This window comes from Endozoicomonas arenosclerae, assembly GCF_001562015.1.
GTDB classification, from domain to species: domain Bacteria; phylum Pseudomonadota; class Gammaproteobacteria; order Pseudomonadales; family Endozoicomonadaceae; genus Endozoicomonas_A; species Endozoicomonas_A arenosclerae.
Window position 1 is genome coordinate 76163 of the sequence record NZ_LASA01000052.1, and the last position, 14122, is coordinate 90284.

Annotated in this window: 10 protein-coding genes; 3 read left to right on the plus strand and 7 right to left on the minus strand. The window is 48.4% G+C overall.

From position 1 onward, the window contains the following. Window positions 1–3: 3 nt before the first annotated feature. Together WG89_RS04620 and WG89_RS04625 are read right to left on the minus strand one after the other, a co-directional pair. Entirely contained in the window at window positions 4–786 is a 783-nt protein-coding gene (locus tag WG89_RS04620) for a replication protein P (protein ID WP_172806713.1), read from the minus strand. Beyond that, complete coding sequence (locus WG89_RS04625) at window positions 683–1138, minus strand: DnaT-like ssDNA-binding domain-containing protein (protein WP_062261983.1); 456 nt, start codon at window positions 1136–1138, stop codon at window positions 683–685. The genes WG89_RS04620 and WG89_RS04625 overlap by 104 nt, the downstream gene beginning before the upstream one ends. A gap of 446 nt (window positions 1139–1584) precedes the next feature. On the opposite strand from WG89_RS04625, the gene WG89_RS04630 reads away from it, so the two are divergent. Further along, entirely contained in the window at window positions 1585–3558 is a 1974-nt protein-coding gene (locus WG89_RS04630; RefSeq protein ID WP_062261985.1) for a PP2C family serine/threonine-protein phosphatase, read from the plus strand. Between the two features lie 156 nt (window positions 3559–3714). On the opposite strand, the gene WG89_RS04635 is transcribed toward WG89_RS04630, so the two are convergent. Continuing rightward, window positions 3715–4701: an integrase catalytic domain-containing protein gene (locus tag WG89_RS04635; protein WP_172806714.1), complete on the minus strand. Its 987-nt coding sequence runs from the start codon at window positions 4699–4701 to the stop codon at window positions 3715–3717. 614 nt (window positions 4702–5315) lie between these two features. Between WG89_RS04635 and WG89_RS04645 the strand changes: the two genes are divergently transcribed. After that, window positions 5316–6245, plus strand: coding sequence for a Tim44 domain-containing protein (locus WG89_RS04645; protein WP_062261994.1), 930 nt, complete (start codon window positions 5316–5318; stop codon window positions 6243–6245). A 49-nt stretch (window positions 6246–6294) separates the two neighbouring features. Here WG89_RS04645 and WG89_RS04650 read toward each other — a convergent pair whose 3' ends face one another. Beyond that, on the minus strand, window positions 6295–7065 hold the full coding sequence (locus WG89_RS04650) for a type IV pili methyl-accepting chemotaxis transducer N-terminal domain-containing protein (protein ID WP_079253657.1): 771 nt from the start codon (window positions 7063–7065) through the stop codon (window positions 6295–6297). Window positions 7066–7222: 157 nt separating this feature from the next. Then, entirely contained in the window at window positions 7223–7783 is a 561-nt protein-coding gene (locus WG89_RS04655; protein WP_062262018.1) for a DNA-3-methyladenine glycosylase I, read from the minus strand. 125 nt (window positions 7784–7908) lie between these two features. Here WG89_RS04655 and WG89_RS04660 point away from each other — a divergent pair, with 125 nt between their 5' ends. Further along, window positions 7909–11532, plus strand: coding sequence for an SEL1-like repeat protein (locus WG89_RS04660; RefSeq protein WP_062262000.1), 3624 nt, complete (start codon window positions 7909–7911; stop codon window positions 11530–11532). Here the strand turns inward: WG89_RS04660 and WG89_RS04665 are convergent. Next, on the minus strand, window positions 11529–12761 hold the full coding sequence (locus WG89_RS04665) for an NADH:flavin oxidoreductase/NADH oxidase family protein (protein WP_062262003.1): 1233 nt from the start codon (window positions 12759–12761) through the stop codon (window positions 11529–11531). The two genes, WG89_RS04660 and WG89_RS04665, sit on opposite strands and share 4 nt — an antisense overlap. A 150-nt stretch (window positions 12762–12911) precedes the next feature. Next, on the minus strand, window positions 12912–14122 hold a 1211-nt coding region (locus WG89_RS04670; protein ID WP_216638441.1), incomplete at its 5' end, for a glycoside hydrolase family 5 protein.

Consider the following 14122-nt stretch of genomic DNA (forward strand, 5'->3'; position numbering starts at 1 on the left):
AATTTACTGACGGCTGGTTAGCGATTGTTTCAACTTCTCGAATGCAGATCGTCCCGCGTCAGGATCAATGCCCTGCTTTTCCATCTCTTTTCGCAAAGACTGTTCTGCCTGCTCATCAGCCAGCCGGACAGCCTCTTTTGAGCGACTGTCTTCAATGCCTTTCATGATGGAAGCTTCCAGGTCTTCACCATCCAGTACCCGGTTGCAGACAATATTATAATTACGCTCAAAAATGGGGAAAGCCACTCTCTGCTCTTCACTTCTGAGGGTAATCCAGCCGGTTTCCCTAGCTGCCAGATAAACGGCAATGTGTGACCAACGATATTCCCGGGTCTGCTCTGGAGCATAACAGGCCTCATAATAAGCCTGCAGCGGTTCCTTAAGCCCCATCTCATCATAACGGAGCTTGCAGAGCTCACGAATCTCACTGAGATCCGGGAAAAACTTGGTGGTGTCCAGCGCCTTTTTACCAGCCTGGATAATGCGACGGGGGCTGAATTCTCTAAGGGACTGATACCAGACCCTTTTAGCCCGGCTCAAGTCTTCATCCGTAGGAAAAGCCCGCCGGAACTTTAGAGGGTAGGCATCTTCAAGAAGGGTAAACAGACCATTAATAGCATAACGATACTGCTGCTTTAGCTCAGCATTGTTGCCGTCTTCAGGACTTTCCTGACGACCACTTTCATGGTTCGTCTGAGTCGCCGAAGTCGAGCTGGAGGCCGTCGGCCCAGCTGGTGTCTGTAAGCTTTTCAGCTGTTGATCGATTAGCTCGCTGCCCTGTTTCACTTTGGCTCCGCTTCCACTGATAGATCACATGGTTCTTGAACTTGTTCTGCCAGGCCTTGCGAGCTTCTCCCGTTTCCAGCCAGTAGAGCTTGAACTCAGGCAACTGTGCCAAGGTAAAGTCTGCAGGAATACCATGATGCTCTTCAAGAAACTCGATATAGACCGGATCAGGCGTAAAATCGTTTGGCAATGGCTGTACCCGGGCACCCTCCACCAGCGTGTTCGACGGTGTCGTCTGCTGGCCAAATACCGGATGTTCCTCAGCCTTCTGATGGTCGGCACCTTCCAGTTCCCAAGGTAAGGCCCCGGCATTTCGCTGCCGGATATACCGCTTCTGATCCTCGTCAGTCATGAATTTAACAATACCTGCCTTCCCGGTTCCGGTCTACCGGTTGTAATAATGAAACAGCCCTGTGCTGCAGGGAAAATAGCCTTCGGCGGAGGAGCCAGCCAGAGAGAGATCCCTTTTGTTCATAGTATGAACCATGAAAGCAAGGGATTCAGTCTTAAAATTCTATAGAATCGAAACCCGCCGGAAGCCTGAAGTCAGACCGGATAGAACCCATGGACTCCCGGCACCCCATATATTTTCATTGGGGAGCCGTGTATTTTAACGCCAGAAAACCAGCAATGAACAGCGGTATTTTTACTTTTCATGAAAACACCCGCCGCCCAATTGTTGCCAAAATTGCGGTGGCATACCATACGGCCAACTTCGCTCCTATCTTTCTTTCATTGTTTACCCTTCTTCGCCGATAGCTCTCTCAATATCCACCCTGAATCCAAGAGAGCATCCCCATGGCAATGAGCTATACCGGGGTCAATTACCCCAGATTAGATAAGTTCAATGAACAGCTGGAAAAGCTAGCTAATGAAAATGATCTGGAACAAACCCTTGTGGGTATGGACCGAAGTGGGCATTTGATTACCAAAGCACAGTTCGAGAAAAAATATGGCTCTTGGGGAAATACGCTCACACTAGGTTTTTCGTCAAAACTTGGCTTCAGTGGTCCAAGCAAAGATGGGGAAGGGGAGACCTTTGAAAGCTATGAGAGAAATCTTCAACGCTGCATTGAACACTATAGAAATAAAGTTCGTCTCATGGACCGCAGAGTATCAAAGCAGGTAGAAGCCTTACCCTCTCAATTCAGTCTTGCAACAACTGTAAATATGGCCACTGAGCTGTCCGAAGCCCCCTCCAAACCCTTCCAGAATAGAGCTTTTAATTCTCCAGTAGTTGCAATGCCAGAATTCACCGAAGGCGGTTTAAAAACATTACTGGATTTTCTGGCAAGCACATCTACTCAAGACTCCATCAGCTCCAGAAGCGATATTATGATGATGTATAGTCTTGATCACGAGAACATGGTCAAACTTTATAAGCTTGCGAATAATCCTGCTGAGGGTGATGCCACCACAGAGAAAAAAACATTACAGATACTCCACACAACATACTCTGAAGCCAGGAAAAGCCTCTCCCATGCTCCTGTTCAAGTAAAGGATGAAGCTCTAAATACCCTAGACGTGGTCCTGGAAACATGCTCTGTACATGGAGAGTCTTTCGAGAGATCAACAAACAGAAAAAGATATCCTTCCAGCCTTAACAACCCCTCGATGACTACCGGGGATCTTGACTCAAGAGAGTATAAGCTTGAGAGCTTGCCTGCAGAGGTCAACGCCTGCCTTACAGGCAATCTTGAAAGAGCTGCCAGAGCCCAAGCTAAAGAAGGCCCGTCATCAAGCTTTGAAAAACTTCTTCACCCTGACGACCCAGCGGCTAAAGAGACGCCAAAGCTGAAGAAGGTTTCATTCATCAAAGACCGGTTTGTCGATATGCAAGTTGTAGAGAGTAGGGATTTAGGGACTGCCACTGCTATGGCCACCGGAGCCCCCATGTATGGAATGGAAGATTTCAGTACTTCATTTCGTTGCTACTGTCGGTTGGCGGGAAAGATTCACCCATTGACCGTCACGGCTGTTTTTGATGGTCACAATGGCGACATGAACCGTCATGATAACGCCGGACAAGAACCTGCAAGACTGGCAGCATCAAAACTGCATGAAACCTTCAAAGAAAGAATGGAAGAACAAAATTCAGGAGACGTTACAAGAGTCGGAGTCTATAACGCCATGGCGGTAACCCCTGTAGACCTGGACCGGGAAAAATCTTTTCAAATGCAGGGTAGTACAGCACTCTTTGCGACTGTTTTAGGCAATCAACTCTGGGTCAGTAACGTGGGAGACTGCAGGGCGTTTATGGTTCGTGAAGATGGAAGCTGTCAACCACTGACAGAAGATGCCCGATTGTTTTCAGAAGACCCTGAGTTTGCAGGTGACCCTGAGCATGCTAAAGAACCTTTTAATGCCATACTCCATGAAAGGTCTGGACAGCTTGTATATCATCCTGTTCGCTCGAAAGACGGTACTCATATTAAAGCTCAAGGACCTTCTGCGCCCTATGCAGTTTCCTCCGCCAGTTCATTAGGCGATCACAATCAGGATGGTATTCTTACCGCCAGAGGCGTAGTGACTCATGTCCCTCTGGAGTCTGGAGATGCTAACAGCTTTTTAGTTCTTTGTTCAGACGGAGCCACTGAAGAAGCAAGCACCGCTCAAATGATGGAGCTGATCAATACTTTGAAGAGTGAGAAACCTGATATTACCCCGGGAGAGCTGGCGGCTAATATCCTTTACTACACCTATACAGCCGGTTCAAAAGACAATATCACAGTCACTGTTCTGCCTCTGAATATGATGTCCAGACAATTCTGATTTATCTGCTCGAACCTCTTCTGCCTTAGAGAATATATCTAAGGCAGAAGCCCCCTAAAACACAGATCACTGTTCCTGAGTTTCTTAATACGACTAATTTTATTGCATTGAAGTATTTTCCAATCCTGAAATGAGCCTGAAGGCAGGTACTACTACCTAACCCTCGGCTTGTCGCTCATGAACTAATTGAAACAGGATTTCTCTGGCTTGTTGCAGCTTTCTGGCCGCTTCATTATCGGTCATGGCTTCCGCTTTGTCCTTTAGTTGGTCCAGTGTAATCCCTTCTTTCAGGTACTGTTCTGKTTCCTTCAGTGACAGGAHCTTTTCGTAAGGGGTCATCATGTTTTCATAGCGGTACMCCTTCTTCTCCTTGCCCTTGGCKTCCMTCCGGGTTTCTGGATAAAAACAGGGGCGGTKGTAGTTCAGATAAGGAGTCAGGTCGKCCCGGTCAAACTGATTAAACTGKTTGGCATGGTGCCGGGGTWTATGWGCGTGACCCAACAGCTTCCTGATGRCCGAACCATTCTTGCTTTCTWCCAGGGCGTTATCGTTKCTATGACGGGMGCGAGACTTACTCAACTKGATGTTCAACTTGTTCAGCAACTTCGCCACGKTGTGGKTGATAAACTCTGACCCATTATCTGAATGGAACTCCAGCAGATTAAACGGAAACCCTGCCAACAAGCCCTCCAGAACAGGTATCAGATACCGTTCACTGATTTTTTCAACCGTGCAAACCACCTCATACTGGGTGACCTCATCAACTGCATTGATGTGATAGAGTCCCTTCACGCCGTCCTTATCACCCTGATGTACAGTATCCACGCGGATAAACCCTGGCTGTCCCTCGGGGTTCGGACGGCGGCGTATGCCAATAGTGCTTTGCGACGCCCGAGTAGTGTCTTTATGCCCTCTTACCCGTTCATAAGTGACCGACTTCCTGAGGTTGTAGAGATGGGAGATAGAGATAGTCGCCAGACGCTCGTAGCGTTGGTCGCCTTGCTGATAAGCCCGCTCACAGATTTTCTTTATGGCAGGGCCATTCAGGTHACTGKGAAGCCGATCGGTTTCAGCCAGCAGTCGTATATCGGCTTTGGTGTAGCGAGTCTKAAAGCCTCTTKTMGTMCMCTKGCGMCGCTTCACGCTGCCTTTRCTGATKTACTGGTTGATCAGKCGAGTCMCCTGGGCTCTCGRGTAGCCACTGGCAATGGTCAGGTAGCGGCGGAKCAAGCCTTTGTCYCCTTTGCTCAGGGAACGGKATTTGAAGTGGCTGAGGGTTAGCTCAATCCAACGGTAACATTCGKCCTTGGAGTCCCAGCCGGGCTCCAGACAGTCTGCTTGTGAAAGGAGGCKTCTTACATCCTCCAGGGTTTTGATGAAATGGGTGTTCATGATGATTTTCATATCCTCATCATGAACGACAGTGCTGAAGTCGGCTCATTTCATGTTAGAAACCAGCCCCTTCTTCAGGCTCATTTCATATTGGAAGAGACTTCGTCAAGCTGGGAGGGTGGGGATAGTCTACTTTCGTTTATTCTGCTCATCGTTCTATTGAAACCCGTATCCGTTCTTACAGAGTTCAGGGGTCAAAAGATAAGGTCGGCTGCGGGGAGGGAAATGACAGGTTCAGTGTTGATAAGAACATCTGAGTTATAACGTTGATTTATGTAATTTTTTTATCGAATGGCTTGCAATAAATCTGTCTGACCATAGGATGACGGGCTCATGAGTATTGGAAACAAGAGACTGTCTGATTAATGTTAAAACGATTTGCTTCTTTTATGGCCATTATCATGGCATTCAGTTTCGCCTTTAACGCGCCGGTTGCGGATGCCAAGAAATTTGGTGGAGGCAAGAGCTTCGGTCGCTCCCACAATACAGCGGCAGCTCCCAAGCAACCTGCAGCAGCCCCTCAACAGGGTGGCAAGCAGGCGGCAGCTCAAGGTTCCAAGAAAGGTTTGATGGGCGGACTGCTGGGTGGTCTTCTGGCTGGTGGTCTGATAGCAGCCCTGTTCGGCGGAGCCTTCAGTGGCCTGCAGATCATGGACTTTCTGATTATTGGCTTACTGGCCTTTGTTCTGTTCAAAGTGTTCCGCAGTATGAATCGGGCCAAAGCAATGGCGGCGGGACATGGGGGCAATCATGCCCACTATACACCTGAGCAGTCTGGACAGGGTCAGCAACCACCTTCTCTGGGCAGTTTGTTTGGTCAGAATAAAGAGCAGCAGCAAGATAGTTTCGGGCAAGCTGACAAGCTCTCCGGGTTTGGTTCAGATCAGCCTCAAACCGGTTTTGCGGCCTCCGATATCCCCATGAATCTGCCTGAAGGCTTTAATCTCAGTACCTTCATGAACGGTGCAAGGGATCACTATCGTACCCTTCAGGAAGCCTGGAACAAGAATGATCTGGAAACCATACGTGAATACCTGGATCCGGAGCTTTTCCTGCAACTGAAAGCCGAAAGGGCTGCATTGGGTGGTGATCAGCATACAGAAGTTATGTTTGTTGATGCTGAGCTGGGTCGTGCAGATTATAACGATCGTGTGGCTGAGATCAGTGTGCGTTTTACCGGTAAATATCGCGATACCGTTGAAGGTGTGGAAGAAGATATCAAGGATATCTGGCACCTGCAGCGTAGCCTGAGTGAACCAAATGCTCCATGGTTGATCGTGGGTATTGAAGAGTGATAACAAAAGGGAAAGGCATTATGCCTTTCCCTGATTCGCCAGAAACGCTTTAGTTACTGGCGACCATCTGACCCTTGGCCATGACCTGTTCGTACTTTTTGGTCAGCACCTGCATTTTCTTGAGAATCGATTCTGTGGTGACAGAAATCACCGTCGGCATGTAACGGCCTTCCTTGTATTGTGTGAATCCGGTTTTGGAAAAGCTCCACTGTGCCTTCACCTTTGACAGCAGCTTTTTAATCTCGGGCGTATTCAGGGGAGACTGGCTGAGTTCGTTTAAAGAGCTTTCAAACTGCTTCATTGAAGTTTCAAAACCTTCCTCATACTCATTACTGGTAACCCCCCAGGCCAGAGCCTGATAGTACATGGCAATTCTCTGGCTGAGGGCCCGCTGGCGACCGGAGATATTGACCAGTCTGGCTTTACTGGTAGCGGAGTGTTTTTCGATCAGAGATACCAGCTCATTACTGCTGTTAAAAACCGTCATGGCTTTTTGGATCACAGTGGCTGCGCCATCTCGATGCGGGTCAGACAGTGCCATTTTCTTATAGATTTTCCAGTCACCTTCAACCACCGCTAGCTGGTTCTTGATGGCGTCAGTGGGGGCGTACTCAGAAAGCGCCGTAAAGTTACTATCAAACAGGGATATGCTCTGTTTGAGCTGTTCTCTGGCATCCTCTGCATTGATGTCGGCTCCAATCATTAGGTAGCTTTTTGCGATTCGCTGAGAAAGCATCCGTTGCAAACCTGATGTGTTCACCGCCTCGGCATCGTTTAAGGCGGCGGTACTTGTCCCTGAGTACGCCAGCAAATACACCATTACAAGGCCCAAAAGAGGGCGGAAGTCGGGGAGTATTCTGGAAATATGCACTGTTATTGTTCGCTCTTTGCACTGTTTATGAGCAGCCTGGTAGCTTGAGGGGCCAACAGGCTGTGTCAGTGATAGAGTGAGCAGAATATGTGCCAGCGACGAATAATTATGCAGAGTATGAGGGGCAGGTCACAAGGTGATCATTCACCATGCCCATGGCTTGCATGTAGGCATAACAAATGGTGCTGCCCACAAATGAGAAGCCTCTTTTCTTGAGATCTTTGCTCATGGCATCGGATTCAGGGGTGGTCACCGGAACTTCTGTAAAGGATTGCCATTGGTTGATAATCGGATTGTGATTCACAAAGGACCAGATGTAGTGGTCAAAACTGCCAAACTCTTCCTGAACTTTCAGAAAGGCGCGGGCATTCTTGATGGCACTGTTAACCTTCAGGCGATTTCTGACAATGCCTTGGTCCAGTAATAACCTTTCAACATCCTCGTCAGTGAACCGGGCAACGGCTACAGGATCAAATCCGGAAAAGGCGTTGTGATAGCCCTGTCGGCGTTTGAGTATGGTGATCCAGCTAAGACCGGCTTGAGCCCCTTCCAGAATCAGAAATTCAAACAGCTTTCGGTCATCATGGCAGGGAACTCCCCACTCTTCATCGTGATATTGGATGTAATCCGGGTCTTCTGTGCACCAGGCGCATCGTTGATCTGTCAAAAGGGTGACTCCGGCTTTCAATCAGGGGAACTATGAAGCTGAAAACATCAGGTCAATGGCACTATAGACCTTTTGCAGCTCATTTTGACTAAGCTGATACAGTAGCAACTTCATGGATCGAAGTCATGCCGTCCAGAGTGCCATCATCCGGGTCTGTTATTCCGCCGCAACGACCCCATTTGCCGGATGAAGAATCTTTAAAACAATCCTCAGTTTCTTCGGGCCCAAGAGACATTTCTGTTGTTGGGGCCGAAGGGCAGACACCTTCTGAAGACGGGTTCTATACCCCTGCGCAAAGTCTGGACACCCGAAATCCTCAGGTAGTGGGCGGACAACCTCTGATTCAAATTGATGAACCTCCTGCGGTTGAAGAAACGCCCTCCCCCCAAACGGTTGCCCTTCCTGCCAAAGCCGAAGTTAAGTCGAGCTTTTTCGAGAGACTGCTGGCGTCCGTCATTATCTGGGTGCTTGATTTCAAAAAAGTCAGGGCAAAAGTGAATTTTCGCCGGGCTGCAGTAGTTCGACAGCTCAATAAGCGCTTGAAGTGGGTTAAAAAGGCGATCCGAAATAAACCCAGAAAGAAAACTCTGGATGAGCGCAGGGTACTGAAAAGACAGTTAATGCAGCTGCGCAAAGAGAAAAAGCAGGCGAGAGCGGCAAGGGATTCTGAGATTCGAAGTTATCTTCAGTTGTTACGTTCCCTCAAAGCACTGCATAAGGGGGAAAAGCAGGAGCATACGGTTCATCTTGAAGGGTTGGTGCTGGAAGGCGGAAAAGCGACATTGAGGAATGTTGAGTTAAGGGTCCACAAGGTGGAGCTGGTGGATTCCGATACAGGTGAGACCTACCCCAAAATTACCGTGGATGTAAAAGGTTCTGTTGATGTGAATGCTCCCGGTCAGCCTCCTCTAAAAATGGATGTTGAAATCAAGGATATGGAAGCCAGCATTCAGGGCAGAATGGTCCCTGGCATTAATGCCTACATCAGGGGGAAGGGGATCACAGGTCTTTTCAAGGCACTCCATCGTATTCGAAAACAGAAAGGAAAATTCTTCCAGCTGAGCCGGGCAGGGGTTTCCGTAGGGAAAATAAAGGCTTCACTGGATGAACTGGATCCCAGAACCCTGATTGCGATCAAAGGGAGCTCAAAGACCACAGTAAAAGAAGACATCAGTAAGATGTTTTCGGTGCTTGGGCATCCATTTGATCTGACGGTTCATGAATTTGAGGTTGCCAGGAAAGGAGTACCTGCTCCGTTGGCCAGGATGGAAGAGCTCAAACTTGCCTACGAGCTTAAGCCTGTTGAGTCCAGCGAAGGAGAGACGAAAAGAACACTGACCGTTAAAGCCGATGTCATTGAAGTGGATACCGGAGGCGCATCAGATGCCCTGTATGGTATTGCCCGAGAGAAAAAGCTGAAACCCATGGGGCTATTACCCTCTGGCAAAGAGGGCAATTTCGACTGGATTACTGAACTGGAAAAACAGTCGACCAGTCTCAGCGCCAAGGTCAGAGATCTTAATCTGCAGATGAAGATGCATGTATCAAAAGATGAAGAAGATCAGATGGTGGCTGGAGATTCTGATCTGGAATTCAATGCAGGGCATCTGGAGTTCAAAAACCGTGGCACAGCACAAGTTAGTGTAGATCTGGATGACGTCCACTTTGAAGGCAAGCTGACTGGAGATAAAACGGAATTTAGTGGGCGTGCAGAAACATTCTCTGCCGGTCTTGGGCTTAGCCAGAAGCTGGGGGCAGGGTCTAACAGCATCGATTGTCATTCAGACTTTACGGGCAAAGATCTGAGCGTTTCGGGGGGCTTTCACCAGGGGCAGGTTCAGACTGACATTGAAACAGGGCTGTTGACAGTTGATACCCATGGTAAGCCCTCTTCGATTCATCTGGGTAATACCCGAATTGAGTTGCCCGCAAATTTGGGGGGGCAGGTGCAGACACTCTCAGCTCATCTCCGAGGCAGTGATAAAGGGGATTCTGAGCTGAAGGTCGGGGTGGGTAAAACGCATTTCGCAGGTGAGGGTCTGGTAGCTGTTAATACGCGAGCCAGTAAAATATCTGTGCCAGTTCGTGGCGATGTCACTCTCGACCAGTGTGATATTTCTACTGTGAAGTTCAAAGAAGGTGATTTAAGTCAGTCTGTAGTGATGACTGAAGTCACTCCGGGGAATATCAGTATCGATGGTGTTAAGGCCAGCTCTGTAAAAGTGGGTAACCTGACGACAGAGTTGGATGAACAGCGTTCCGGTTATGTTTATCTCAATGATGTTTCTGTCAACGGTGATGATCTTATCCAGGATCTGGAACAGCTTCCGGAAGCAACTCGCCAAAAGGTCCCCACTGGTTTTCTGAAAGGTAGAAAACTGAAAGCTTCGGTGAAGGTGAAAGTAGAAAATGGTCTGATGGATCCCAAAACAGCCGAGTTTATATCCTATGAAATGGATGAAACCGGTGTGGATAAGTCTGCCTGGACACAATGGGCGTCGTGGGATCAATGGTTTAGAAGTGGCCTTATTGGTGCCGCCAAGTGGGCTTCAGTCAAGGGCATGAACGTGAGCAATGGGCAGCTTTATCTTTCACTGGGAATAGGTCCTTTGAGCTATCCGATTTCGGTCATGAAGGCGCCTGACGAGGCTGTTCGAGGAGAAAAACTGTCTCTGCCTGTCTTGCTGCATCACTACACAGGCGTCTGTTGGGGGGAAGTCTCAAAAGACGACAGGGAATTTGTAGATAAAATCAATGCTGGAGATCTACAGGCTTTGTCAACACTGGCAGCCTATTGTCGTCAGGTAGGTCCTGATCGGGCTGAACGATTACTCAAAATGTTACAGCTTGAACCATGGATAGAAAGATCAAAAGCTGGAGATCAGCTATCCCTGAGTTATCTGAAAACGTTAACCGGCCTGCTGTTTGAATATCCGGGTACAGCGGGTCGTGGTCTTATGTTATTCAGGAGCTTCCAATGGCCAATCACCAAGCCTTTGGCAGAAGCACTGTTAAAACCTGCCTACCGTTCACATATTGACCCTGTAGCTTTGGCGCTGTCCGTCGCGCAAGAAGGGTTTGCTAGAGAAGCTTATGAGGTATTGGATGAAGCACTCGGGAAGAAGCCAGAAGATCCCCGGTTGAACTATCATGCATGTGTCGTATTAAGGAAGTGGGTTGAGTCCATTAAGCCTGACGAGATGAGAGAGGATGACAGAGAGCATCTGATCATAGAGTCTGCTCGAAGGTTGTCTGTTGCCACCAGAAAACAATACCCAGCTGCACTGGCGCTTCAAAAACAACTCTGTGAAGAGCAGGAACCTTACGCATTACTGGCTGAAGCCGGTGCTTTGTTGACCCATGTTCACAAGCCTTCTGCCTTCTATAAAGCTCTGAACCGGCTTGAGCAAATGGCTGCACTGGAAGAGGGAATCAGAGGAAGGGCCGCAAAAACCATTCTGGCTAACAGAATTAAAAACAGCCCCAAGATATTCATCCATCCGACTGCCAAAGTCGAAAAAAGCATTCATGCTCTGGAAAAGCGAATAAAACACAAAGGTATGCATGGAACCAAGCCAGATGAACTCTATCGGCTGGGCATACGTTACCTCTATGGTGTTGAAGGCAAGGTTTCCAACCCTGCCAGAGCTATCGAGCTACTGAAACAGGCCAGTAAAAGAGGTGAGCACAGAGCTCAACTGCACCTGGAGCTGGCAGAGTCAGCTTTGTCTGAGATGGCGTTCGATTAGGCCCTTCTTTTTCTGAAAGCATAACTACCCATATTGCCCAGAGTTTGCAGCAGTACATTCCAGCCTGACAGGCTGCTGTTCGGTTGTTTGCCTTTTCCCATCAAAGATAACTGCGCTTCATACCAGGTCAGGTCCAGCATGGCGATTTTGTCCAGAATCTCAAAGCCGGTGGATTTGATGGCCACTTCGATTTTGAAATCAGGATTATCCATGGCCTTCTGAGGTAAGTCGGGCTGCATTGCCATGGGCCTGCCCAAACCGATCATATCGCAGGCATTTTCCTGAAGAGCTTCATTCATAGCCGCAGCAGAGCGGAAGCCGCCTGTGACCACCAGGACTTTATTGGTATGCTGGCGAGCCTTTATGGCGTACTCCAGAAAATAAGCTTCTCGCTTCTTCGTGCTTTCTTTCAGGTCAACTCCCATCATGGCAGGGGACTCGTAAGTACCACCAGAGACTTCTATCAAATCGATGCCGGCTTCTGATAATGCTTTTACAACGCCCATGGATTCTTCTTCAGAAAGGCCATCTTTCATAAAGTCGGCAGAGTTTAACTTGATACCAATCGGGAAGGTGTCTCCTACGGCATTACGAATCGCTTTGAAAACTTCAATGACAAACCGCTGGCGATTCTCTACTGAGCCTCCCCACTGATCATCTCTCTGGTTGTGTCTGGGGGAGAGAAACTGATTAACCAGATAGCCATGAGCTGAATGAATCTGGACACCCTGGAAGCCCACTTCTTTGGCCAGTTCTGCAGTTCTAGCAAAAGCTTTGATAACGTCGTTTATTTCCTGCTCGGTCATGGCTCGTGGTTTTTTGAAACCTTTTTCCAGTTCTCCTTCCAGAGCAATGGCCGATGGAGCCACAGGTTCGCTGCTGATGAAGGAAGGGATCTGTTTGCCCGGATGATTCAACTGAGCCCAGAGTTGCGTGTTGTTTTCGGTGCCATGGCGCACCCATTCACGAAACTTTGAAAGGTCACTCTGATGATCCAGAACAACGTTTTTGGGCTCACCCAGTGCATTGCGATCCACCATCAGGTTGCCGGTCACACAAATGCCGGCACCACCTTTTGCCCAGGTTTCATACAGTTTGAATAGCTCGGGGGTGGGGTTGTGATCGGAGTCTCCCAACTGTTCACTCATGGCTGCTTTGAAAAAACGGTTTTTCAGAGTGACTGAGGAAGTCAGGGGGAGCTCAGTGTCCAGTTTGGAAGCTGTTTGCATGAGATAAATCCTTTTCCAGGCTGATCAGAGGAAAGTCTGAAGATTGTTATAAGTACTGCCTGAGGCCGTATATTAAAGACTCTGTACTCGAAATTAAAAGAAAAGAATGATGAAAAGAAGGCAGTCAGAAGAATGACTGCCTGAAAAAGGTTAGCCTCTTGGCGCTTCGATGGCTTCTGATAATACCTGCCAGATTGGGTTACGGTCGTTGTAGGGACGTTCGGGAGACTCACCTGCTTCAACGGCCTGCCAGTATTTCCAGTTCAGTGGTTTTGAGCCCAGCTCATAGTCATAACCATCCCATTCATCTTCACGGAATGAATAGAAAGCCCAGTGCAGCTGTCGTTCATTGAAAAGATCAGTCAGGTCTTCGAGAAAGTCTGCTGCTCCGGGATTATGACGATAAACACCGTATTCAGATGCGACCAGTCTTTTTGTGGGAATACTCTTCTTTTCTGACCATTCGAACAGTGGTGAAAGAAAGGCTTCGAGTTGTTCCTTATCCCAGTGAATAGGGAGGCCTGCATAAGGGACGGTGCCCGGGTAATCAAAGGCTTCTTTACCGTCTTTGATTCGAAGACTGTTCCGGCGATTGGTGTAGTTGAATGGTTCATACATATGGAAGGCGTATAGAACCTTGTTGTCTTCTAGCTTTGGCCAGTAAACAAAAGCGGTGGGTTGTGCGTACCAGCCACTGTCCACCATCACGGGTGTTTCTGCATCTACTTTGCGGATTGCTTTGATAACCTGATTGTAAAAAGCAGGCAGGTCATTGGAAGTGCCCTGATATTTTTTGTACCAGGCATCGTAGCGAGCCAGATCTCCATGTTCTGCCATGCCGGTAGGCATTTCAGGAATGGGTTCATTGATGATGTTGTAAGCAACAATATTATTAAAGCCTTTAAGAGCGCTTGCGATGTCCTGCCAGTATTGAGCTGACTGATCCCACCACTTTTTGTCCTGCCAGATTCTGGGGTCTGGTTTGCCTCCATTATTCTGTGTCCAGCGACCACCGGGCAGTCCCAGTGGGGCAATGACCACTTTCAGACCGTATTTGTCTGCCCAGCGGACAGCCTGCTTCAGGGTGTCCAGATCTTCTTTGACCAATGTGTCATAGTTGTCCAGGTTGCCAGCCAGAAAGTCTTTTTCCCGGCTTTCCCACTTGCTGAAGGTGACACGAACCCATTCAAGACCGGCTTCGCTGGCCGCTTTGTAATTCTGTTCAGTAGGTTCACTGTTAAAAAAATTGGTGCCTCGCTTCTGTTGATCCCAGAAGTCAATTTTGGCGGCCTGAGCGTTTAGCGATATCAGGCACATAAGCATTAGTGTGTGAAACCACTTGAGGGGCATGGAAGGGTTTT